19 protein-coding genes are annotated in these 23,086 nt (G+C 34.9%); 16 read left to right on the top strand and 3 right to left on the bottom strand.

Annotation, left to right across the window (positions count from 1 at the left end):
* Positions 1 to 3 precede the first annotated feature (3 nt).
* Positions 4 to 618 carry a deoxynucleoside kinase gene (locus P0Y62_06170; GenBank protein ID WEK71139.1) on the top strand — a complete coding sequence of 205 codons (615 nt, stop codon included), beginning with the start codon at positions 4 to 6 and terminating at the stop codon, positions 616 to 618.
* Positions 619 to 644: 26 nt separating this feature from the next.
* A complete protein-coding gene (locus tag P0Y62_06165; protein WEK71138.1) occupies positions 645 to 995 on the top strand; it encodes an arsenate reductase (glutaredoxin) in 351 nt (116 codons plus the stop codon).
* 53 nt (positions 996 to 1,048) lie between these two features.
* Here the strand turns inward: P0Y62_06165 and P0Y62_06160 are convergent, their stop codons facing one another.
* Both P0Y62_06160 and P0Y62_06155 read right to left on the bottom strand, forming a co-directional pair.
* A complete protein-coding gene (locus tag P0Y62_06160) occupies positions 1,049 to 1,354 on the bottom strand; it encodes a DUF493 family protein (GenBank protein WEK71137.1) in 306 nt (101 codons plus the stop codon).
* A gap of 41 nt (positions 1,355 to 1,395) precedes the next feature.
* On the bottom strand, positions 1,396 to 2,073 hold the full coding sequence (locus tag P0Y62_06155; GenBank protein ID WEK71136.1) for a DUF4197 family protein: 678 nt from the start codon (positions 2,071 to 2,073) through the stop codon (positions 1,396 to 1,398).
* A 413-nt stretch (positions 2,074 to 2,486) separates the two neighbouring features.
* Between P0Y62_06155 and P0Y62_06150 the strand changes: the two genes are divergently transcribed.
* The 11 genes from P0Y62_06150 (at position 2,487) to P0Y62_06100 (ending at position 19,120) form a co-directional block, all read left to right on the top strand.
* Entirely contained in the window at positions 2,487 to 5,306 is a 2,820-nt protein-coding gene (locus P0Y62_06150; GenBank protein WEK71135.1) for a SusC/RagA family TonB-linked outer membrane protein, read from the top strand.
* A 10-nt stretch (positions 5,307 to 5,316) separates the two neighbouring features.
* Positions 5,317 to 6,750: a RagB/SusD family nutrient uptake outer membrane protein gene (locus P0Y62_06145; GenBank protein WEK71134.1), complete on the top strand. Its 1,434-nt coding sequence runs from the start codon at positions 5,317 to 5,319 to the stop codon at positions 6,748 to 6,750.
* Between the two features lie 72 nt (positions 6,751 to 6,822).
* Complete coding sequence (locus P0Y62_06140; protein WEK71133.1) at positions 6,823 to 8,211, top strand: glucoamylase family protein; 1,389 nt, start codon at positions 6,823 to 6,825, stop codon at positions 8,209 to 8,211.
* A gap of 69 nt (positions 8,212 to 8,280) precedes the next feature.
* Positions 8,281 to 8,988 (top strand): prolyl oligopeptidase family serine peptidase, encoded by a 708-nt coding sequence (locus P0Y62_06135; GenBank protein WEK71132.1) that lies wholly within the window; start codon positions 8,281 to 8,283, stop codon positions 8,986 to 8,988.
* Between the two features lie 155 nt (positions 8,989 to 9,143).
* The gene (gene bglX / locus P0Y62_06130; protein ID WEK71131.1) at positions 9,144 to 11,471 is read left to right on the top strand and encodes a beta-glucosidase BglX; all 2,328 of its coding nucleotides are present in this window, start codon (positions 9,144 to 9,146) and stop codon (positions 11,469 to 11,471) included.
* Positions 11,472 to 11,583: 112 nt separating this feature from the next.
* Entirely contained in the window at positions 11,584 to 11,994 is a 411-nt protein-coding gene (locus P0Y62_06125; GenBank protein ID WEK71130.1) for a hypothetical protein, read from the top strand.
* A gap of 350 nt (positions 11,995 to 12,344) precedes the next feature.
* Positions 12,345 to 13,772, top strand: a complete 1,428-nt coding sequence (gene purB / locus P0Y62_06120; protein ID WEK71129.1) for an adenylosuccinate lyase — start codon at positions 12,345 to 12,347, stop codon at positions 13,770 to 13,772.
* Between the two features lie 140 nt (positions 13,773 to 13,912).
* Entirely contained in the window at positions 13,913 to 17,608 is a 3,696-nt protein-coding gene (locus P0Y62_06115) for a phosphoribosylformylglycinamidine synthase (GenBank protein WEK71128.1), read from the top strand.
* Positions 17,586 to 17,891, top strand: coding sequence for a ribonuclease inhibitor (locus P0Y62_06110; GenBank protein WEK71127.1), 306 nt, complete (start codon positions 17,586 to 17,588; stop codon positions 17,889 to 17,891). Before P0Y62_06115 ends, P0Y62_06110 begins: the two co-directional genes overlap by 23 nt.
* A gap of 271 nt (positions 17,892 to 18,162) precedes the next feature.
* The gene (locus P0Y62_06105) at positions 18,163 to 18,789 is read left to right on the top strand and encodes a GDSL-type esterase/lipase family protein (protein ID WEK71126.1); all 627 of its coding nucleotides are present in this window, start codon (positions 18,163 to 18,165) and stop codon (positions 18,787 to 18,789) included.
* A gap of 88 nt (positions 18,790 to 18,877) precedes the next feature.
* A complete protein-coding gene (locus P0Y62_06100) occupies positions 18,878 to 19,120 on the top strand; it encodes a gamma-glutamylcyclotransferase (GenBank protein ID WEK71125.1) in 243 nt (80 codons plus the stop codon).
* Here the strand turns inward: P0Y62_06100 and P0Y62_06095 are convergent.
* On the bottom strand, positions 19,101 to 19,472 hold the full coding sequence (locus P0Y62_06095) for a diacylglycerol kinase family protein (GenBank protein WEK71124.1): 372 nt from the start codon (positions 19,470 to 19,472) through the stop codon (positions 19,101 to 19,103). The two genes, P0Y62_06100 and P0Y62_06095, sit on opposite strands and share 20 nt — an antisense overlap.
* A 196-nt stretch (positions 19,473 to 19,668) precedes the next feature.
* Between P0Y62_06095 and dnaN the strand changes: the two genes are divergently transcribed.
* The 3 genes from dnaN to P0Y62_06080 all read left to right on the top strand — a co-directional run bounded on the left by dnaN (position 19,669) and on the right by P0Y62_06080 (position 22,938).
* Positions 19,669 to 20,799 carry a DNA polymerase III subunit beta gene (gene dnaN, locus P0Y62_06090; GenBank protein WEK71123.1) on the top strand — a complete coding sequence of 377 codons (1,131 nt, stop codon included), beginning with the start codon at positions 19,669 to 19,671 and terminating at the stop codon, positions 20,797 to 20,799.
* 382 nt (positions 20,800 to 21,181) lie between these two features.
* Entirely contained in the window at positions 21,182 to 22,213 is a 1,032-nt protein-coding gene (locus P0Y62_06085) for a histidine kinase (protein ID WEK71122.1), read from the top strand.
* A gap of 2 nt (positions 22,214 to 22,215) precedes the next feature.
* Positions 22,216 to 22,938 carry a LytTR family DNA-binding domain-containing protein gene (locus tag P0Y62_06080; protein ID WEK71121.1) on the top strand — a complete coding sequence of 241 codons (723 nt, stop codon included), beginning with the start codon at positions 22,216 to 22,218 and terminating at the stop codon, positions 22,936 to 22,938.
* Positions 22,939 to 23,086: the final 148 nt, after the last annotated feature.

The raw sequence follows: 23,086 nt of genomic DNA, 5'->3' as shown, positions 1-23,086 counted from the left end.
AGGATGCATATTGCAGTTACAGGAAATATTGGAGCGGGAAAAACGACTTTAACTACAATGTTGTCTAAACATTACGGTTGGGATGCTCAGTTTGAGGATGTAGATCATAACCCTTATTTGGAAGATTTTTATGCCGATATGAGCAAATGGAGTTTTGCTTTGCAGATTTATTTTCTGGGAAGTAGATTCCGTCAGGTAAAAGAAATCAGAGAAAGCGGAAAAAATATTATTCAGGATCGCACGATCTATGAGGATGCTCATATTTTTGCGGAAAACCTGAACGATATGAATCTTCTTTCAGATAGGGATTTCAATAATTATGCTTCCGTATTCAATCTGATGAAATCTTTTGTTTCTGCTCCGGATCTGTTGATTTATCTAAAATCCGATGTTCCGAATCTGGTAAAAAAGATTTATAAAAGAGGAAGGGAGTATGAAGCATCCATCAGTATAGAATATTTATCTAAACTGAATCAAAAATATGAAAAATGGATTTCCAATTATACAGAAGGAAAACTTCTAATCATAGAAGTTGATGATCTGGATTTTGTTGAAAAACCTGAAGATTTCGGCTTTATTTTAGAAAAAATAGAGGCTGAACTGAATGGCTTGTTTTAAAAAAAATAATATCATAAAACAGAAAGATGATTAAAATTCTGCATAACGGAAACTGTTCAAAATCAAACCAAGCATTAGAATATTTGATGCAGAATAATATCCCGTTTGAAATCATTGATATTATCAAAGATCCTTTAAGTATTTTAGAAATAAAAACAGTTTTGAAGAAGCTGGGGAAAGATGTTTCTTATATTATACGGGCAACAGATAAGTTGTATACGGATAACTTCGTGGGTAAGCCGCTTACAGATGAAGCCTGGATTGAAGTTTTGTCAAAAAATCCGTCTCTCATTCAGCGCCCTATCTTGATAAAAGGTTCTGAAGCAATCATGGGAAGGCCTTTTGAAAATGTGAAAAGCTTCGTAGGAAATAAATAATTTAATTTTATCATATCAAAAAAATAAAAGTCAGCATTTCCGCTGACTTTTTATTATAATAAGATTACTCCTTCTATTTTCGCAACCTCTTGGTAGATCGCAACTACCTGATTAGCATCTAAAACAAATGCATTGATATTGCAGGCTGTGTATTTTCCGTTTTTACTTTCACGGTTCCCTAGTGTAAATTTAATGCCGTCGAAAACCTTGTATATTTCGGTAAGTTTCGACTGATCTGTAGGAATGATAAATTTGAATAAATAATCTTCCGGAAAATCGTGGTGATCTTCCAGTTTAGCCTTTAGAGATTTGTAAAAATCCTCTGGGCTTGCATGTTGATTTCCTTGTAATATATCCATCTGCAATTATAAAGTTATATATAAATATAGCAATTTTTTTCCTATTTACCAAGCGGACCTAAAAGCGATTTGGAGTTTTGGATTTCATAATCTTCAATAATATTAAAAATTCCGTTTACCAATTGCTCTGAAGCTAATGTACTCAATCCGCCGGCATTTACGTTGGATTGATTTCCTCCTAATAGGCTTCCCAGAAGATTACTTCCGGATAAAGCTGTATTAATGGTTTTTACTATTCCGTACTTGTTAAGCTCTTCCTCTACTTTGGGAGAAATAGCAGCAATAAGTTGTTGGGAGGTTTTTTCCTTTAAAATAAGAGTTGCTGTGCCTTTCTCTCCCTGAATAATTCTTGTAACATCCTGAGCATTTAAGCTGTGAACAGCATTTTGAAGAATGGGTTTCGAGATGTTTACTGTGTATACGGCAGCATCAGCAATATATTCTCTTTCTTTTTTTACCAAAGAGGGTGCTATTTTTTCCAGCGTTGAATTAATATCTCTTAACTCTTTAGGTAAAGCTTTATCTACAAGGTTATTTTGAAGAAAAGCCTCTCTGTTTCCGTAGACTTGTGCTCCTTTGTCGATACCGTTTAATAAAATATTTCTGATGACCGATAATCCTAAATCGCTTGTCGCTAAGGAAGTGCAGGAATGAGTAATCGATGATATGATGGCTCCTGTTCCTATTATTAAACTTGCGGCAATAATGTACTTTTTCATGAATCTTGATAATTATTCTTAATGGTTTCAAATACCGAACCAAAGGTAAAGATTTAACGAAAAATAACAGTATTTATTCCCTTTCCAACACAAAAAAAATCTTAAAGCTTTAAAACGAAGCATTGATAGCTGTTTTTTGGTGTTTTTTATGATTTTTGAAGGTTTTTGTTGGTATGAATAATTTAATTATATTTATTTTTTATTGTGACAATTTCAGTTATTTAATATTTTTTTTGATTTTTTATTCATTTAATGTCATTTAATATTATTTTTTAAGTAACTTTAACATTGTTTAGGATATTTTTTTACTTTTGACTAATGTCTTTTTTTGAGAATAAAGATTTTCCCATAAAAGACCATAAAAACTGAAAAGTTTTTATCCTGACTTGATTGTACGAATAAAATTAAACTATATGAAACAACGTGATTTAAAGTATTCATGTCTCATTGCTGTTCTATACTTTGGTATGAATGTCAATGCGCAGGTTGCTCCTAAAAAAGATTCTGTAACTAAGGAACAGAAAATTGAGGAAGTGGTACTCATTGGTTATGGATCTCAGAAAAAAGAAAATGTTACCGGAAGTATTGGTACTGTTTCTGCAAAAGATCTTGCAGACAAGCCTAATGCTAATCCAATTAGTTCTATCCAAGGAAAATTGGCAGGGGTAAACATTACGAACTCGGGGACCCCGGGAAGTTCTCCAAGAATAGATATTAGAGGTGTCGGCTCTTTAACAGGAAATACGGTATTCATTGTAGATGGAATGATTACGACTGATATTTCTTATCTTAATTCTCAGGATATAGAATCAATGAGTATTTTGAAAGATCCTTCGTCTTTAGCTATTTTTGGAGCTCAGGCTGCTAACGGAGCTGTAATCATTAAAACTAAAACCGGAAAAGGAAAACCTTCTTACAGTTTTAATTCTTATATAGGAATAAAAAAAGTTACGAATGTACCTAAAATGGTTAATTCTGATCAGTATATAGAGTTGTATAATGAAAAGCTGATGAATGATAATGGTTCTAGTGCAGGTTCTATTTCAAGGGCAGATTTTCCGGCAGATACGGATTGGTACAAAGAGATTTTACGAACAAGCATAATAAACTCTAATGATTTCTCTGCAACAGGAAGTTGGAAAAAACTGAACTATTATGCTAGTGTAGGGTATCTTCAGGATGAAGGAAATCTTGCTGCAGGGCAGGGAATAAATTCCGGAAGTGGTTTTAATAGATTTAATACTAAATTAAATCTTAGCTATAAAATAACTGATAATATTACAATTGGAGATAATTTCAGTTTTTCCAAAATGCGTACTGATATTGCACAGAATCCTTTGTTGACAGCATTTATTGCTCCACCAATATTTTCAACAATGAATCCTGCTACAGGAGACTATCAGTATTTTAATGGATATTCTATAGTGAATCCAAGAGCACAGTTGGATCTTTACCGTTCTCAAAAAAGAGAAGAAAGATTGCTTAATAATGTTTGGGGAGAATTGAAATTTTTGAAAGATTTCACATTTAGAATCAGTTATTCAAGTGATAACTATAGCCCTAGTCAATATGAGTATACTCCAACGCTTACTTATGTTCCTGTTGCTAATCAGGTGCCTTCGACTTTAGTTACGAGAAATTACAGAAACAGAAATTACGTTTGGGATAATACAATTAACTGGAAAAAGAGTTTTGGCAATCATAATTTTGATATTCTTGGAGGTTTCTCAAGAACAAGAACTTCGCTTTCACAAGATTATTGGTCTTCAAGAGGTGTTAAGTATGATGGAACAAATGGCTCTTTAAGTATTTCAAACGGAACAGATATTTTTCATGTTGATGGTGTAGATAGATCAGATTTAAGTGTAGAGCAAGATCAGCAGAGAATTGAATCTTTCTTCGGAAGACTTAACTATGATTATAAAGGTAAGTATTTAGTTAATGCCTCTATACGTCGAGATGCGAGTTCTCAAATTAGTGTAGACAGGGCTAAAGTATTTCCTGCAATAAGTGCTGGTTGGGTAATATCTAAAGAAGATTTTATGAGTAATCAAAACGTCTTCAATTTACTAAAACTGAGAGCTAGTTATGGTGAATTAGGAAATCCTAATGTAACAAGAAAATTTAATTCAAATACAACTATTATTGGAAGTGGTGCGTATTTTGGAAATGTTGGCTATCCAGCTCAAACTATCACAGAGTTCATTAATCCTAGTATTGGTTGGGAAACAACAACTGGAAAAGATGTAGGTTTAGAGATGGCATTATTGAATAATAAGCTTAAAATTGATGCAGCTTATTATGATAAAGATTCTAAAAATGTAGTGTATGCTGTAACTCAAGGAACCGTATCTGGAGCAAGTAACTGGAATAGTTTTTATACGAATGCCTATTCTTTTAATAACAGAGGTTTTGAAATTTCCGCGAATTACAATACAAAAATTAATGAAAACATTAGTTTTGGAGTATATGGTAATTTTACGACGCTTAAAAACAAGATTACATCAGTATATGGTGGTTCATATTTGGAAACAGGAGCTAGTTTATTCGGAAATTCTATTGTAAGATTACAAGAAGGTCAGGCGGTTGGTTCTTATTATGGCTATCAGGTTGCAGGTGTTTTCCAAACAGACGCAGAAGCGGCTGCATCAGGGCAGAGTGGAGCAAAAGCAGGATGGTTTAAATTTGCTGATCAGGACGGTAACGGAATTATTGATTCTAGAGATAAAACATTCTTAGGAAGTCCAATTCCTAAGGGGACTTATGGTTTTGGTGTTAATTTTAATGTTTATTCGTTTGATATTGGTATTGACTTCCAAGGTGTATTTGGTAATAAAATTTACAACTACAATCGTGAACAACGTTATGGAAATGAAACGTGGGATTTAGATATGTATAATAGCAGATGGCATGGAGCGGGTACTTCCAATACGAATTCTATGATTACTTCTAATCAATCAATTATTTTACCTAACAGCTTCTACGTAGAGGATGGTAGTTATATCAGAATCAGAAATATTCAGGTTGGGTATAATTTACCAAAAGCTTTTGCAAATGCTCTGTCAATTACAAAGCTAAGATTATATGTAAGTGCACAGAACCCGTGGACTAGCTTTAAGTATCATGGTTTCTCACCAGAAATTACAAATACGGATAGAGTACAGATGGGAATTGATAATAATATTTATCCGATTTCTGCAATTTATACATTTGGTATGAACTTAACATTTTAATTAAAAGATCATGAAAAAAATATTTTTAACACTTTCTATATTATCACTGATTGTGAGTTGTAACAATGATTTTGTAGATATTAAGGATGAAGGACGAACTGATGCATCGAATTTCTTCACAACACAGGATGATGCGATGCAGGCAACTAGTGCGATTTACAGTTTTTTAAGAAGTTGGGAAAATTCGGGTTTTCCTGCGCAGTATGTATTTGGAGTGACGGGCGACGATGTTGAAAAAGGATCTAATCCCGGAGACGCATCATTTATCAATGCTTATGACAACTTTACATTTACCATAAGTGATGACGGGGTAAGAGGATATTGGATTGGTCAATGGCAGGCAGTTAACAGGGCAAATCAGGTGATTACCAACGTTCCTAAAATTGCAATGGACGAAAATCTTAAAAACAGACTGGTAGCTGAAGCTAGAATGTTGAGAGCCTATTTCTATTTTAATTTGGTAAGAATTTATGGTGGAGTTCCAATATATGATGGATTGCCTGCAGATGGAAATTATGTAAAAGCAAGAAACTCAGCAGCGGAAGTTTATAATTTTATTGTTTCAGATCTTACTGCTGCAGCTGCAGTTTTACCTCAGACTTATCCTGCATCAGATCTTGGAAGAGTAACTAAAGGAGGTGCTTTAGGATTGCTTTCAAAGGTATATCTTTATATGAAAGACTACCAAAAAGCGTACGAGACTTCAAACCAGGTAATCAGTTTAGGGTACTCTCTTGATCCTGATTTTAATCATTTATTCCGTCCTGCTGGAGAATTTGGGTCAGAATCTGTATTTGAAGTGAACTGTGGTTGTGATCCTTCTTTAGGTTCATCTGCAGGAAGTCAGTATGCTGAAGTACAGGGAGTAAGAAATCAGTTTGGATGGGGGTTCTTTACTCCGACAACAGAGTTGGAAAATGCATTTGAACCAGGAGATATCAGAAAAGAACTGACGATTCTGAGAGAAGGAGAGACAACCCCGGAAGGAGATTTGATTCATAAAGGAGATCCTCAAGCAGGAAATATGTGGAATCAGAAAGTATACGTTCCAAAAGCTCTTAATAATAGCAGTTGTGGATATGGATCTATTCAAAATATAAGAATTTTAAGATTTGCTGATATTCTTTTAATCAATGCGGAAGCTGCAAACGAATTAGGAAACACGGCGGTTGCGATTACAAATATTAATAAAGTGAGAACAAGAGCTCAATTGCCTAATACTACAGCTTCAACTCAGGCTGCTCTAAGAAATGCAATCTGGCAAGAAAGAAGAGTAGAGTTGGCAATGGAAATGGATAGATTTCCAGATTTAGTAAGAACAGGACAAGCAGCTACTTATTTAGGACCTAAAGGGTTTAAGGTAGGAAAAAATGAACTTTTCCCAATTCCTTTAGATGCAATGAATCAAAGTAACGGACTTTTTGTTCAAAACCCTGGTTATTAATAACTACTGATAAACTTTAGAGGAGAATGAAAGTTCTCCTCTTCTTTTATATTCCAATAAAAAAATGATACAATGAAAAGGATACTATTACCCATCATTGCAGCATCACTATTTGCCTTTTCCTGCAAGAATTCTCAAAATGCTAAACAAGAGGTTTCAAAAATTGAAGCTGTAAAAAGCAATATTACCGATGAACAGCTGATGAGCAGGGTTCAGAAGGATGCTTTGAAATATTTCTGGGATTATGCGGAACCCAATTCAATGTTGGGAAGAGAGCGCTATCACGAAGACGATATCTATCCGGATAATGATAAACACGTTGTGACAACGGGAGGATCAGGATTTGGTTTAGCAACAATATTGGTTGGAGTTGAGCGGGGCTTTGTTCCCAGAAAAGATGCGGTGAAACGATTGACAACTATGATGGATTTTCTTGCAAAAGCAGACCGTTACAAAGGGGCTTGGTCACACTGGATCAATGGAGAAACCGGAAAGACTGTTCCGTTTGGAAAAAAAGATAATGGCGGAGATTTGGTGGAAACAGCATTTCTTACTTCAGGAATTTTGATGGTTCGTGAATATTTCAAAAACGGAAATGCGGAGGAAAAAGCACTGGCTAAAAAATGTGATGAGCTTTGGAAAGGTATTCAGTGGAACTGGTATACGAAAGGAGGAGAAAAAGTTCTTTACTGGCACTGGTCTCTGGAATATCAGTGGGAAATGAATTTTCCGCTTCAGGGCTATAATGAATGTCTTGTTACTTATATTTTAGCGGCATCTTCACCCACTTACTCTATAGACTCAGAAACCTATTACAAAGGATGGACAAGAAACGGTACTTATCTTTCAGATAAAGAAAAATACGGGCTTCCGATGTATGTCAAGCACAATGGGGCTGAAGAATATGGAGGACCGTTGTTTTGGACTCAATATTCTTATATTGGTTTAGACCCAACGAACTTATCTGATAAATTAATTAAAAATTATTTTGATTTAAATAAAAATCAGGTGCTTATCGATTATAAATATTGTGTTGAAAATCCAAAAGGCTGGAAAGGTTATGGTCCGAATTATTGGGGATTAACAGCTGGGTATTCAAGAAATGAGGATGGAAGTGTAGGTTATGATGCACACTTTCCACAAAATGACCGTGGGGTAATTACTCCCACGGCGGCTTTGAGCAGTTTTCCGTATTTACCAAAAGAATCTATGGATTTCCTGAGATTTATGTACACTCAGAAACCTGAATTTATTGGTTCTGCGGGACCTTATGATGCAACTTCAATCAATTATAACAACTGGACCACGCCGAGATATTTGGCAATCGATCAGGGGACTATTGCTCCGATGATTGAAAACTACAGAACTGGATTTTTATGGAAATTATTCATGAATGCTCCTGAAATCCAACAGGGATTGAAGAAATTAAGTTTCAAATCTGAGAAATATAACATCAAATGATCTTTTTAAGAGCTTAATGGTATTTTAATCTGAAGCATGTTAAAAATCAAACAAAATCTGAATATTAAAATGAATTTAAAACTAATCCATTTACCGCTTCTGCTTCTGCCACTATCATTGAGTGTCAATGCTCAGGAGGTCAAGGCGGAATTGAATAAAGAAATTAAAAGACAGGAAAAAATCTCTTACATTCTTGATTATCCTCAAAAGGCAAAAGGAAATGTTCCGTTAATTGTATTTCTGCATGGTTCCGGTGAAAGAGGGAGTAATTTAGAACTTGTAAAAGCCCACAGCCCTTTTACCTATAAACATTTGATAAAGGAGCCTGTAGCGATTTTAGCTCCTCAATGTCCGGAAAATACTTGGTGGGATACCGTAACGGTTTATCATTTGATTAAAGAGATTCAGGAAAAATATAAGATTGATGCTTCCAGAATTTATCTTACTGGGCTTTCTATGGGAGGTTGGGGAACATTAAAACTGGCAATGGAGCATCCGGAAATGTTTGCTGCTGTAGTTTCAGTTTGTGCTCCAACAGACAGAGTAATGTATGCAAACATCGATCAGTACAAGAATTTAAATATGAAAATTTTCCATGGCGGAATGGATGATGTGGTTCTACCAGAGAATGCATTCAATTTTTATCAAAAACTTCATCCGGTTAATCCATCTGCGGAACTGACGATTTTCCCAAATGATAATCATAATTCGTGGGATTCAACCTATTCTGATCCTAAATTGTATGAATGGATGCTATCAAAAAGAAAAGAGAAATAATTTAGTATAAATATTTATACAAGAAGTCTTTGCTGAGTGAAACGCCTTTGCGAACGAAAAATATGCAGAATAATTTTAAAGAAAATCTTTGCGGGCTTTGCGTTTAAAATAAATTATTAATAAAAAAAGAAACTATAATTAAAGAAGATAGATTTATGAAAAAGTTAATTGTAATTGCAACGTTAGCATTAGCTCCTGTATTTTCGGCGCAGGAAATGGTAACGAAGCCTGTTCAGTCTTATCAGACGGCTCAATATCAGTCTAAAAAGAAAGCTTTTGTAGACAATCTTTTATCTAAAATGACATTAGATGAAAAAATCGGTCAGCTAAACTTACCAAGTTCAGGAGATTTTACTACAGGATTAGCTAAAAGCTCGGATATTGGAAAAAAGGTAGAGCAAGGCTTAGTGGGTGGACTATTTAATATAAAAGGAGCTGAAAAAATCAGAGCCGTTCAAAAAGTTGCTGTAGAAAATGGCCGCCTGAAAATTCCTTTGATTTTTGGGATGGATGTTATTCACGGTTATGAAACAACTTTTCCAATTCCATTGGGGTTAGCTGCTTCCTGGGATATGAATTTGGTTCAGCAGTCAGCAAGAGTGGCGGCAAGAGAAGCTTCCGCTGACGGGATTAACTGGACATTCTCTCCAATGGTGGATATTTCCCGTGAGCCAAGATGGGGAAGAGTTTCGGAAGGTTCTGGTGAAGATCCATATTTAGGAAGTGAAATTGCTAAAAATATGGTGTATGGTTATCAGGGAAAAGATCTTTCTATAGGAAATACGATTTTAGCTTGTGTAAAGCATTTTGCATTATATGGAGCGGGTGAAGCAGGAAGGGATTACAATACGGTTGACATGAGCCATGTGAGAATGTTCAATGAATATTTTCCGCCTTACAAAGCAGCTGTTGATGCTGGTGTAGCTTCTGTAATGGCTTCTTTTAATGAAGTAGATGGAGTTCCGGCAACCGGAAATAAATGGCTGCAAACTGACGTTTTAAGAAATCTGTGGAAATTTAAAGGTTTCGTTGTTACCGATTATACAGGAATCAACGAGATGGTTGATCACGGAATGGGAGATCTTCAGCAGGTTTCAGCTTTGGCACTGAAAGCAGGAGTGGATATGGACATGGTAGGAGAAGGATTTTTAACAACCTTGAAAAAATCTTTATCAGAAGGAAAAGTCACACAATCTGAAATCAATATGGCAGCAAGAAGAATCCTTGAAGCGAAATATGATTTAGGTTTATTTGATGATCCTTACAAATATGGAAGTGCAAAATTGGCGGAAAAAGAGGTTTACAATTTGGAAAACCGGAATATCGCAAGAAATACAGCTGCTCAATCGATGGTATTGATGAAAAACGAAAATCAGGTACTGCCTTTGAAAAAATCAGGAACTGTTGCGGTAATCGGACCATTAGTAAATAATTCTATGAATATGGCAGGAACCTGGAGTGTGGCTACAAAACATGCGATTTCAGTTAATTTAATGCAGGGTCTTCAGGCGAATTATGGTAAAGAAGTAAAATTCCTATCTGCTAAAGGAGCTAATATTGATTATGACGCAAAATTAGAAGATATTTATGCGGCTCACGGTAAAAAAACCGACAGAGATAACCGTTCAAAAGAGGAGCTGTTGAAAGAAGCGGTTGATATTGCAAAAAAATCGGATGTTATTGTTTTGGCAATAGGAGAATCAGCAGAAATGAGTGGGGAATCCTCTTCAAGAACTGAAATTACGATTCCTCAGTCTCAGGTAGATTTGTTAAATGAATTAAAGAAAACAGGAAAACCAATCGCAATGGTGCTTTTCACAGGTCGTCCTTTGGCTTTGACGAATGTAAAAGATACTCCTGATGCTATTCTGAATGCTTGGTTTGCTGGTTCGGAAGCAGGAAATGCAATTGCAGACGTTCTTTTCGGAAAAGTAAATCCTTCAGGAAAATTACCGATGACATTCCCGAGAAGCTTAGGGCAGGTTCCTATTTACTATAATGCTAAAAACACAGGTCGCCCGTTAGATCAGGCATTGGTTGATAAATGCGAATATCAGAGATTCCGTTCTAATTACATGGATGAATGTAATACCCCTTTGTATCCGTTTGGGTATGGTTTGAGTTATACCAAATTTAATTATTCTGATATGACGGTTTCCAATACAAATCCAAAAGGAAACCAGACGATTCAGGCTTCAGTTACAGTAACCAACTCAGGAAATTATGACGGAGCAGAAGTTGTTCAATTGTACATCAGAGATATGGTGGGAAGTATAACAAGACCGGTAAAAGAACTGAAAGGATTCCAAAAAGTAATGTTGAAAAAAGGAGAATCTAAGAATGTGACTTTCGATATTACTCCTGAAAATTTGAAATTCTACAACGGAGATTTAAAATACGATTGGGAACCCGGAGAATTTGATATTATGATCGGGACTAACTCTTCCGACGTGAAACATTCAAAAATCAATTGGACAAAATAAATTTTTATAAGCCGCTCAAATTGAGTGGCTTTTTTTGTAATTTAGAATAAAATAAACTGATATCCTATTTTGGTATAAATTTAACCAGACTATAAACTTAAATATTAAAAACATGAAAAAAACAATTTTATTTGGAGCAATGTTCTTTGCCTCCTTTGTGTTTGCACAAAAAGCTCCGGTTGTCGGAGGAGACAAAGATGTTCATGGCTGTAAAGCTTCTGCGGGATATACCTATTCACAAATCAAAAATAATTGTGTAAGGGTTTTCGAGCAGAAAATTAAGCTAAAAGAAGTAAGCTCAGACAAAAGTTATACTACAATGACGGCAGTTATTTTTAGTAAAGACATGAAGAAAGCTGAGGTTTTTATTCCCGATGCAAGTGCCAAAAGTATTATTCTTGACAGGCAGGGTAAAGAAAAACTTTGGAAAAGTGGAAGTCATATAAAAGACACCTATACTTTAGTTCCTTATAAAAAAGCAGGATATCAGATTAAGAAAAATGATGCTGTCATTTATCAATAAATTTAAAGTCATTCGAAAGAGTGGCTTTTTTGTTTTTAATAAGAACAATATTTTGCATAAAATACTCTAAAGAGCAATCCATCAACCATCAACTAACAACCATAATTATTTTTCGGAGCTGTTTCCCGCTTTTCATTTCAATCTTTTTTTTCAAAAAAGGATTTTCATTACAATCGGGGCTAATGAAAATGGAGTGTTTAATTAAAAACTTCTTGTAATTATGGTTGTAACCCCATTAAAAATAGGTTCTTTTGGATTATTCTAATAAAAATAGTAAATCAACTGCCTTAATTTTTATCTCTCACTGAAAAATAGTATTTTTGCATATCTAAAAAAAGTAAAAGAAAAGAATGAATTCCTACAAAAATCCTTTGGAAGAACGCTATTCAAGCGAAGAAATGTTATTTAACTTTTCTCACAACAATAAATTCCAGAATTGGAGAAAGCTTTGGATTGCCCTTGCTGAAATAGAAAAAGACCTTGGCCTGGATATTACAGACGAGCAAATTGCCGAATTGAAAGCCAATGCTGAAAACATCGATTATGAAAAAGCAGCAGAATACGAGAAAAAATTCCGTCATGATGTAATGGCTCACGTTCACGCTTATGGTGATGTGGCGCCTTCTGCAAAAGGAATTATTCACTTGGGAGCAACTTCAGCGTTTGTAGGAGATAATACAGATTTAATTCAGATTCGTGACGGACTTTTAATCTTGAAGAAAAAGTTGGTTAACGTGATGAAAAACTTAGCAGATTTTGCTATTCAATATAAAGATCTTCCAACGTTAGGATTCACACATTTCCAACCAGCTCAATTAACGACTGTTGGAAAAAGAGCTACACTTTGGTTACAGAGTCTGGTTCTTGATATTGAAGAGCTTGATTTCTTCTTGGAAACGTTGAGATTCAGAGGGGTGAAAGGAACGACTGGAACGGCGGCAAGTTTCTTAGAGCTTTTCAACGGAGATTATTCTAAAGTAAAGCACCTAGATAAAGAATTGTCAAAAAGATTCGGTTTTGAAAAAGTTTTCGGAGTTTCCGGACAGACTTATGACAGGAAAATCGATGCTAAAGTTGTTGCTTTATTAGGAAATATCGCGCAATCAGCACATAAATTTACAAACGATTTACGTTTACTTCAAAATCTTAAGGAAATTGAAGAACCGTTCGAGAAAAACCAAATCGGTTCATCGGCAATGGCTTACAAACGTAACCCAATGAGAAGCGAAAGAATCGGAGCGTTGGCAAAATACGTAATGTCTTTAACGACAAGTTCCGCAATGGTGGCTTCAACTCAATGGTTTGAAAGAACGTTGGACGATTCTGCAAACAAGAGATTAACAATTCCTCAGGCGTTCTTAGCAGTTGATGCAATTCTATTGATCTGGAACAATATCATGAACGGAATTGTGGTGTATCCGAACAGAATCAACAAGCATATTATGGAAGAACTTCCTTTCATGGCGACAGAATACATCATCATGGAAGAAGTGAAAGCTGGTGGTGACCGTCAGGAAATCCACGAAGTAATCAGAGTTCATTCTATGGAAGCTTCGAAAAAAGTAAAAGAAGAAGGAAAAGAAAATGACCTTATCGAAAGAATCTTAAATGACGATTCATTAAAACTGGATAAATCAAAATTAAAAGAAGTTCTTGATCCTAAAAACTTCATTGGTTTTGCACCAATTCAGACGGAAGAGTTCATTGCAAATGAAGTCCAGCCGATTATTGATCAAAACAAAGACTTGATAGGATTAGAGGCTGATCTTAAAGTATAATCTATGCAGCTTCGGCTGCATTTTTTTGTGTCTGTCATTCTGAATGGAGTATGCGAAATGAAGAATCTTTGAATAGATTTATAGTTCTTGGGAATGACAATTTAAAATTAAAAATAAATCTAATAAATATCTGACATCTAATGTCTCAAAACAAAAGAATTTTCGTAGAAAAAAGAGGAATTTTCGATGTGGAAAGTCCAAAAATTTTTGATGAAGTAAAAGCGGTGGTTCCGTCTATCCAAAGCGTAAAAGTGTATAACGTTTACGATATTTTTGGATTAAATGACGGTGAGTTCGAAAAAGTGGTTAACAGTACTTTTGTAGATCCGGTTACTGATATTTTAATCGAGGAGAATCCTGCGCAGGGAATTTATTTCGCCTTAGAATTTTTACCTGGCCAATACGATCAGCGTGCGGATTCCGCTCAACAGTGTATTGCTTTATTGACTGGAAATGAGAATTCTAAAGTAAGAAGCGGAAAACTAATCGAATTTGAAGGTGTTTCGGAATCTGATCTAGTAAAAATAAAAGACCTTTTAATCAATAAAGTGGAATCTCAGGAAAAAGATTTATCAATTTTAGACATTCCTGCAGAAGAAACACCGTCAAAAGTAATTGTTCATGAAAATTTCATCAGTTTTGATGATGCTCAGCTTGAAGAATTCTTTAATAAACATGGTTTTGCATTAGGTTTAGACGATTTAAAATTTATTCAGGAATATTTTAAATCCGAGAACAGAAATCCTACGGAAACTGAACTTAAAGTTTTAGATACCTATTGGAGCGATCACTGTCGTCACACAACATTTGAAACAGAGTTGTCAAATATTGAATTTGAAGGACAGTTCAAGCATACATTGGAAACGATTTTCAATGATTATATCGAGAAAAGAAAATTCTTAGGTCGCGAATTGAAACCAATTTCTTTAATGGATTTGGCGACAGTTTGCGGAAGATATTTCCATAAAACAGGTAATTTAGAAAACCTAGTTGTTTCAGATGAAATCAACGCTTGTACCATCCAGATCGAAGCTGAATACGATGGTAAAAAAGAACCTTGGTATTTATTATTCAAAAATGAAACGCACAATCACCCTACGGAAATCGAACCTTTTGGTGGGGCTTCAACTTGTTTAGGAGGAGCGATCAGAGATCCTTTGTCCGGACGTTCTTTCGTTTTCCAGGCGATGAGATTAACGGGTGCTGCAGATGTGTTGGAGTCTGTTGATCAGACTTTGCCGGGTAAATTACCTCAAAAAACAATCACAAAACAGGCTGCAAACGGATATTCTTCTTACGGTAATCAAATTGGTTTGGCAACTACGATGGTTTCTGAAATCTACGATGAAGGTTACAAAGCAAAAAGAATGGAAGTTGGTTTCGTTGCTGGAGCGGTTCCTGTGGATTGGGTAAGACGTGAAAAACCTGAAGCTGGTGATTCTATCATTATTTTGGGTGGTGCGACTGGTCGAGACGGAGTTGGTGGAGCGAGCGGAAGTTCAAAAGAACAGGATGAAACTTCGATCCACACGATGAGTTCTGAAGTTCAGAAAGGAAATGCCGTTGAAGAACGTAAAATACAAAGATTATTCAGAAATTCTGAAGTAACGAGACTGATTAAAAAATCAAACGATTTCGGAGCCGGAGGTGTTTCTGTGGCCATCGGTGAAATCGCTGATTCTTTGGAAGTTAATCTTGATGTTTTACCTTTAAAATATGAAGGTTTGAACGGAACCGAGCTTGCTATTTCTGAATCTCAGGAAAGAATGGCAGTTGTGGTTGAACCAAAAGATAAAGAACAATTTATCAAATTCTGTGAAGCTGAAAACATTGTAGCTGTTGAGGTGGCTAAAGTGACCGATTCAGGAAGAATGCAGATGTTCTGGAAAGGCGATAAAATCGTTGATCTATCAAGAGCATTCCTTGATACGAACGGTTGTTCAAAAAGTCAGGAAGTTAAAATTACGCACCTTAATGAAGTAAAAGAAGAAACTCCTGCATTTAATGAAGAGAATTTCTTAAAAATATTAAGCGATAAAAATGTAGCTTCCCAAAAAGGCTTGTTGGAAATGTTTGATTCATCAATCGGTGCGACTACGGTTGCGATGCCTTTAGGTGGGAAATACCAACAGACTTTGATGGAGGGAAGTGTTCAAACATTGCCAATTATCGGAGCAAAAAATATCGAAACAGTTTCTTTGGCGAGTTGGGGATTCGATGCGGAGATTTCTAAACAGAATTCTTTGTTGGGAGCTTCTTACGCAGTGGTAGAAAGTGTTGCTAAAATCGTTGCGATGGGTGGCGATTATAAAAATATCAGATTCAGTTTCCAGGAATATTTTGAAAAATTAGGGCAAAATCCTGAAAAATGGGGAAAACCTTTGGCTTCACTTTTAGGAGCTTATGATGCTCAGATCAATTTCGGTTTAGCGGCAATCGGAGGAAAAGATTCAATGAGTGGAACGTATCAGGATCTGAATGTTCCGCCAACGTTGATTTCTTTCGCTTGTGCAAACGGAGAAAAGAAAAATATTATCTCTCCTGAATTTAAAACTGAAGGGAATAAAATCTATTTCTTCAATCATATCGCTCAGGAAAACAGACTTCCGAATTATGATGCTTTAAAAACTGTTTACGAATTTATTTTCGAAAACATCAAAGCTGGAAAAATCGTTTCTGTGAAAACGGTGAAAGAAGGCGGTGTTGCAGTTGCTTTGGCAAAAATGAGCTTCGGAAACAGATTAGGTGCTGAAGTTACGGTTGATGAATCTGTTTTATTAGCTAAAAATATCGGTAGCTTAATTATTGAATCTAAAGAAGAATTAAGCTCTGTGAGCCTTCATTTGATAGGAGAAGTTGTTGCTGATGAAGTTTTAACCATCAACAATCAACCAACAACTATCAATAAACTTCTAGCTGCCAACACAAATACATTTGAAAATCTCTTCCCAACAATTGAAAAAGAAAAAATAACAGTTGAGATCGACGAGAAATTAAACTCGATCAATCCAAGAAATATCATTATTAAAAAACACGGAATTGCTCAGCCAAAAGTATTTGCACCGGTTTTCCCGGGAACAAACTGTGAATATGATACTTTGAACGCTTTCGCAAAAGAAGGAGCTGCGATCAGTAGTCTGCCTTTGATCAACATCAATCACCAGTTATTGGATGAAAGTATTGATGCTTGGGTAGAAGAAATCAAAACTTCTCAGATTCTGGCGTTCTCAGGAGGTTTTTCTGCAGGTGACGAGCCGGATGGTTCTGCAAAATTCATTGTCAACGTTTTGAAAAACGAAAAAATGAGAAATGCAGTTCACGAATTGCTGGACAGAGACGGGATGATTATCGGGATCTGTAACGGATTCCAGGCTTTAGTTAAATCAGGATTATTGCCTTACGGTAGAATTAAAGATTTAGATGAAAATTCTCCGACTTTGGCTCATAACGCAATCAGAAGACACATTTCTCAAATGGTCAATGTGAAAGTTCTCAACGATGAATCGCCTTGGCTAAAAGGAATGAAAGGTCAAGTTTACACCATTCCGATTTCTCACGGTGAAGGTCGTTTTATGGCTTCGGAAGCGGAAATTCAGAAGTTGTATGAAAACGGACAAATTGCAACTCAATATTTAGATTTAGAAGGAAACATTGCTCACGGAATGCCATTCAATCCAAATAATTCATTGTTCGGAATTGAAGGTGTCACAAGTCCGGACGGAAAGATTTTCGGTAGAATGGGACATCCGGAACGTTTTGCAGAAGGATTGATGAAAAATATTCCAACCGCGAATTACCACAATATCTTTAAAAATGGAGTTGAATACTTCAAATAACAATAAAAAGAAAATGACTGTCATCAATGGCAGTCATTTTTCAAATCTGGAAGGTTTCTACGAAGAAGTTTCTCAACTTTTTATGAAAAATGAGGATTGGAAAGTAGGAACTTTGGACGGGTTCAATGATGTTTTGTATGGAGTAAAAACTGATATTATCTGGAAAAATTCACAAAAATCAAAAGAAGATCTGGGTTTTACTGCAACAAAAGAATTTTATCAAAATAAAATTCGAATTGGAAAGCTTTTTAATGTAAAATTAATTCAGCAAAACTGGAATTGATTGAAGGAAAAGGGCAAACCTTATTTGAAATTTTAATTGAAATTATAGAGTCACATAAAAATATTACACTAATTTTGGATTGATTTTTAATTAAACCATTAAGATTTTATTTAAGAAGTTAAGGTTAATTAAGCTCAATGCAATGAATGCAATTTTTAGTATCATAAAGGTTAAAACAGTTAGTATTAGCAAGGTTTCATGCTGAGCCTGTCGAAGCATCTCAGAAATTCTTATTTAAATTAAAATCAAATAATAAACATTCAAAAAGCAAATGAAAAAGATGATGTACGGATTGTTCTTCGGAGACAGCATTACTTACGGAGAATACGATGGCGTTTTTGGCGGTTGGGTAGATATTCTGAAAAGATATGCCCTGCAAAAATACAATGAGGGCAGTAATGAATTGATTATTTTCAATCTCGGAATCGGTGGCGAAACAACGGGAGGTTTGTTAAAAAGAATGCCTTACGAAATGGAAGCAAGAAATGCTGCAGATGGAAATATCATTTTCATTGGTTATGGAGCCAATGATCTGGCTATGAAAGAAGGAGTTCAGATGGTAAATCCGGAAAAGTTTGAAACGAATATTTTGGCTGCCATTCAGGAAGCAAAAAAATATTCCGATGATATTTATTTGGTGAGCATTCTGCCTTTTTCTAAAAACGTAGATGGAGTTGTTGTTGCTTCAGGAAAGCTGAGAACAAATCATGAAGTTTTGGTTTACAATCAAATTTTAAAAAATATCGCAGATGAAAATTCATTACATTATGTTGATTTTTATTCTGCTTTTTTAGAAGATAAAGAAATTTTACTTTCGGCTGATGGCGTTCATCCTAATGAAAAAGGCTATGGAATAATGGCTGAAATTGCAATCCCAATTATTGAAAAATATCTGTAATGCTTAATTTATTTTCTTACGGGACTTTGCAAAAGAGCAGGTTCAGATCGAAACTTTCGGACGGATTTTAAAAGGCGAAAAAGATGTATTGAAGGGCTTTAAACTTGAAATGCTGGAAATCACAGATCCTGAAGTTTTACGAAAAAGTAATCAGAAATACCATCCGATTTTAGTGTTTTCCGGAAATGTAGAGGATGAGGTAGAAGGTGTTTTATTTGAAGTTACAGAAGAAGAAATTCTAAAAGCCGACGAATATGAAGTGGATGATTATAAAAGAATAGAAACATTTTTTAAATCAGGAAAGTCAGGATTTATATATGTTGGAAAATAGCTTCAATATATTTCCAATAGATCAAAATTCCGACAACAACCGACAAAATTGTCATTAAAATAACAGCTCCTGCAGCAATATCTTTGATAAAACCAATTCTTCTGTCAAACTCCGGCTGTACAATATCGCAGAGTTTTTCTATAGCGGTATTGAAAATTTCAGAGGATAAAACTGCGAACGAGACGGTTAAAATTAAAATGGTATCTGTTGAAGAAAGCTTCAAATAAAAAATTAAAAACAGATTGATACCAAAAGCTAACATTTCAATCTGAAAATTTCTTTCACTTTTTATCATTAAAAAAACACCTCGGAAAGCGTTTAGAAAACTTGTATGGATTGGTGGTTTTCGCATGGTAAAAATTTATTGACAAATATACTTAATTGATGAAAAGTAATAGGTAATTGATCCTATTAATATAATCTGTGTCGAACAAAAGTGAAAGCGAAATATTTATAAAATTCTTTTGATGGTTGTTAATAACTCACCTAATTATTCTTTTCTATCTGTTTTCTATTTATTATATTTGTAGAAACTTATTTTTAAATCTATGAAATTTATTATTTCAAGTGGTGAACTGCAGAAGGCGTTACAAACTGTAAGTGGTGTAATATCAAGCTCTCAATCGAGACCTATTTTAGAAAACTATCTTTTTGAATTAGACGGAACCAACGTTACCATTACAGCATCTGATGGCGAAACAACTCTTGTGACTTCTCTTGAAGTGAAGTCTGATGATACGGGGAAATTTGCTGTTCCTGCTAAGATTTTTCAAGATTTTATTAAGACTTACGGAGAGCAGCCTCTTACGTTGGCGGTAAAAGACAATGCGGAAGGAACGGGAAGTCAGCTGGAGATTTTGGATGAAAAAGATAATTTCGCAGTAGCATTAGATAATGCGGATGATTACCCTGAATTGCCGGAATTTGACGCTTCTCAAAGTGTTACCATGTCTGCAGGCGTTTTGTCTGAAGCACTTACCAATACGCTTTTTGCAACAAGTAATGATTCTCTTCGTCCTGTAATGACGGGAGTATTATTCCAGTTTGGAGAAAATGAAACAAACTTTGTTTCTACCGATTCTCACAGACTGGTTGTTTATAAAAGAACAGATTTGATGAATGCCGAACCAATGGAATTCATCATGCCTAAAAAACCGCTGAATATTTTCAAAAATATTTTGGCAAGCTCGAATGAAGACGTTACCATCGACTTCAACGAGAACATGGCTAAGTTTACTTTTGGTAAACATATCTGGATCTGTAGACTGATCGATGGAAAATATCCCAACTATACAGCGGTAATTCCAAAAGAAAATCCAAACGTATTAACGATCAACAGAAACCTTTTATTAGGAGCAATCAAAAGAGCTTCTATTATGTCAAACAAATCTACCAATCAGGTAAGATTTAAGCTGTCTGCAAACATTCTTCACCTTCATGCAGAAGATACGGAATACGCAAACAAGGCAGATATGCAGATTCCTTGCGATTATAACGGAGAAGACATCAATATTGGATTCAGCTCTAAATTCTTAACAGAAATGTTGACTATTCTTGGGTCAGACGATATCACAATGAAAATGTCTCAGCCGAACAGACCGGGAATCATCGAACCGCTTGATGGTCTTGAAGACAACGAAAACATTTTAATGTTATCAATGCCTGTAATCGGATTGTAACAATATTAAAAAATAGATAAAAAAGAGATTGATTTTTCAGTCTCTTTTTTTGTTTTATAAAAATAAGACTATCGTTTTCGGCCTTAAAAAAAGGCTGTTCTTCCATATAATTTCATCGTTTGTCTATTAGATTTGCTATTGGCCTTATAATTGAACAATTTTGTTACATAGGGTAGATAGCTTATAAATCTATATAACAGATCAGAATAGGCTGAATATTTAATTTTAAAATTTGATAGAAAATGTTGGAAAAAATTTTAAATTCACTGATCCGTAGATTTCATAAATCAACCATTTTTAATGGATTGAATAAATTTAAATTCTGAAGATGAGGAATTTCTTCATTCACAATATCGCGGAAAACTGAAGCAATAAATAGATAATGATTAATCTTAAAAATAAAAAATTAGAAGTCAGTATTCATGTATTGATTTGGCTGTTTCTTTTCTTTCTTCCTGTGGCTTTTTCCTTGGGTTTTGATGGTGACTGGTTAGGTCTTTTTAAGCATTTTTGGTTGCAGTTGATTCTTCTCGCAGCTATTTTCTATCTTAATTACTTAATATTTGTCAATTGGCTTTATACCGATAAGAAACTCCGTTTTGTACTGGTAAATCTGGCAGTTATTATTGTATTTATCATTTTTAAACATGAGATTTTTGATTGGATTGGAGTTCAGCGGTTAAGAAGTTCAGGAAGAGGAAGACGCCCACCTGAAGGATTTATTTATTTTACGGACTTTTTGATTTACATGATTCCGGTAGCTTTTTCTATTGCCATAAGTTTCGGACAGAAAATGAAGCACGCAGAAGAAATCAAACGTGAAGCGGATAATATCAAACTGAAATCGGAATTACAGCATTTGAAATATCAGTTACAGCCCCATTTTTTCTTTAATGCTTTAAACAACATCTATTCACTCATTGATTTTGCTCCGGAAAAAGCAAAGCACAGTATCCACAGTTTAAGCAAACTTATGAGACACCTTCTTTACAAAACAGACGTAGAGAAAATAAAACTCTTTGATGAAATCGATTTTTTAAACAAATATATCGAGTTGATGACACTCAGACTGAATGATAATACCAAAGTTTTTATAAGCTTTCCGAAAATCATTCCGAATCTTGAAATTGCGCCTTTACTTTTCATTTCTATAGTAGAGAATGCCTTTAAACATGGAGTTTCGGCAACACAGCATTCCGATATCTGCTTTAAAATGGAAATTGTGGATGATGAAATTCATTTTACCGCTTCCAACTCTAATTTTCCAAAAACAGAAATGGATAAAAGCGGATCCGGAATCGGGGTGGAAAATCTCAAAAAACGATTAAGTCTGCTGTATCCTGGAAAATATGAATTTCACTCTCATCTCAATAACGGAATGTATATTGCAGAAATGAAACTGAAAATAAAATAAATATGAGAACACTTACCTGCTTGATTGCTGATGATGAACCGATGGCTTTAAACCTTATAGAAAGTTATGTTCTGAAAACTCCTTTTCTGGAACTAAAGGCAAAATGCAGCAGTGCTATCGAAGCAATGCAGGTGTGTGAAAAGGAAAAAGATATTGATCTTTTCTTTCTGGATATTCAGATGCCCGAACTTTCGGGGTTGGAATTCTCAAAACTACTGCCTGCAACAAGCAAAGTGATCTTTACAACAGCCTTCGATCAGTATGCAATTGACGGTTATAAGGTAAGTGCTCTAGATTATCTTTTAAAACCATTTGACTACAATGAGTTTCTGAATGCTGCTCAAAAAGCAAGAAATTATTTTGAAACGGTACCTGCCGCTGAGCAAAAAACAGAGAAAAAACAAAGTTTTATTTTCGTAAAATCAGAATACAGACAGGTTAAAATTGATTTTTCAGAAGTGCTGTACATCGAAGGACTGAAAGACTACGTTAAAATATATCTCAAAGATAATCCTAAACCTGTTTTAACACTCACGAGCCTGAAAAAGCTTGAAGAAGAATTACCTTCCGAAGACTTTATGAGGGTTCACAGATCCTACATTATTGCTTTAAGTAAAATAGAAGCCATTGAAAGAAATCATATCGTTATCGGAAATCAGCAGATTGTGATTGCTCCGAATTACAAGAAGACACTCATGGATTATATTGAAGGAAAAAGTTTATAAAAACTTTAATCCCTGCTTTTTATTGGCGAAATCTGTCATTTCTCGGAAAATAAAAAGCGGAATATTTGCTTTAAAGTTTCCTCTAAATTTCTCTATCTCTCAAAAAATGACGACATTTGTAGACGCAAAATTCATTTAAAAATTTTCA

The sequence above is a fragment of the Candidatus Chryseobacterium colombiense genome, from assembly GCA_029203185.1.
Taxonomy (GTDB): Bacteria; Bacteroidota; Bacteroidia; order Flavobacteriales; family Weeksellaceae; genus Chryseobacterium; species Chryseobacterium colombiense.
The sequence above is the reverse complement of the archived record's forward strand: the minus strand, read 5'-3'. Positions and strand labels throughout refer to the sequence as shown.

What these genes read in the sequence shown, in the direction of transcription:
- P0Y62_06145 (WEK71134.1), top strand. Translation starts at nt 5,317, where the DNA reads ATGAAAAAAATATTTTTAACACTTTCTATATTATCACTGATTGTGAGT.
- dnaN (WEK71123.1), top strand. Translation starts at nt 19,669, where the DNA reads ATGAAATTTATTATTTCAAGTGGTGAACTGCAGAAGGCGTTACAAACT.
- P0Y62_06085 (WEK71122.1), top strand. Translation starts at nt 21,182, where the DNA reads ATGATTAATCTTAAAAATAAAAAATTAGAAGTCAGTATTCATGTATTG.
- bglX (WEK71131.1), top strand. Translation starts at nt 9,144, where the DNA reads ATGAAAAAGTTAATTGTAATTGCAACGTTAGCATTAGCTCCTGTATTT.
- P0Y62_06135 (WEK71132.1), top strand. Translation starts at nt 8,281, where the DNA reads ATGAATTTAAAACTAATCCATTTACCGCTTCTGCTTCTGCCACTATCA.
- P0Y62_06155 (WEK71136.1), bottom strand. Translation starts at nt 2,073, where the DNA reads ATGAAAAAGTACATTATTGCCGCAAGTTTAATAATAGGAACAGGAGCC.
- P0Y62_06150 (WEK71135.1), top strand. Translation starts at nt 2,487, where the DNA reads ATGAAACAACGTGATTTAAAGTATTCATGTCTCATTGCTGTTCTATAC.
- P0Y62_06140 (WEK71133.1), top strand. Translation starts at nt 6,823, where the DNA reads ATGAAAAGGATACTATTACCCATCATTGCAGCATCACTATTTGCCTTT.
- P0Y62_06165 (WEK71138.1), top strand. Translation starts at nt 645, where the DNA reads ATGATTAAAATTCTGCATAACGGAAACTGTTCAAAATCAAACCAAGCA.
- P0Y62_06095 (WEK71124.1), bottom strand. Translation starts at nt 19,472, where the DNA reads ATGCGAAAACCACCAATCCATACAAGTTTTCTAAACGCTTTCCGAGGT.
- P0Y62_06080 (WEK71121.1), top strand. Translation starts at nt 22,216, where the DNA reads ATGAGAACACTTACCTGCTTGATTGCTGATGATGAACCGATGGCTTTA.
- P0Y62_06125 (WEK71130.1), top strand. Translation starts at nt 11,584, where the DNA reads ATGAAAAAAACAATTTTATTTGGAGCAATGTTCTTTGCCTCCTTTGTG.
- P0Y62_06105 (WEK71126.1), top strand. Translation starts at nt 18,163, where the DNA reads ATGAAAAAGATGATGTACGGATTGTTCTTCGGAGACAGCATTACTTAC.
- P0Y62_06170 (WEK71139.1), top strand. Translation starts at nt 4, where the DNA reads ATGCATATTGCAGTTACAGGAAATATTGGAGCGGGAAAAACGACTTTA.
- P0Y62_06115 (WEK71128.1), top strand. Translation starts at nt 13,913, where the DNA reads ATGTCTCAAAACAAAAGAATTTTCGTAGAAAAAAGAGGAATTTTCGAT.
- P0Y62_06110 (WEK71127.1), top strand. Translation starts at nt 17,586, where the DNA reads ATGGAGTTGAATACTTCAAATAACAATAAAAAGAAAATGACTGTCATC.
- P0Y62_06160 (WEK71137.1), bottom strand. Translation starts at nt 1,354, where the DNA reads ATGGATATATTACAAGGAAATCAACATGCAAGCCCAGAGGATTTTTAC.
- purB (WEK71129.1), top strand. Translation starts at nt 12,345, where the DNA reads ATGAATTCCTACAAAAATCCTTTGGAAGAACGCTATTCAAGCGAAGAA.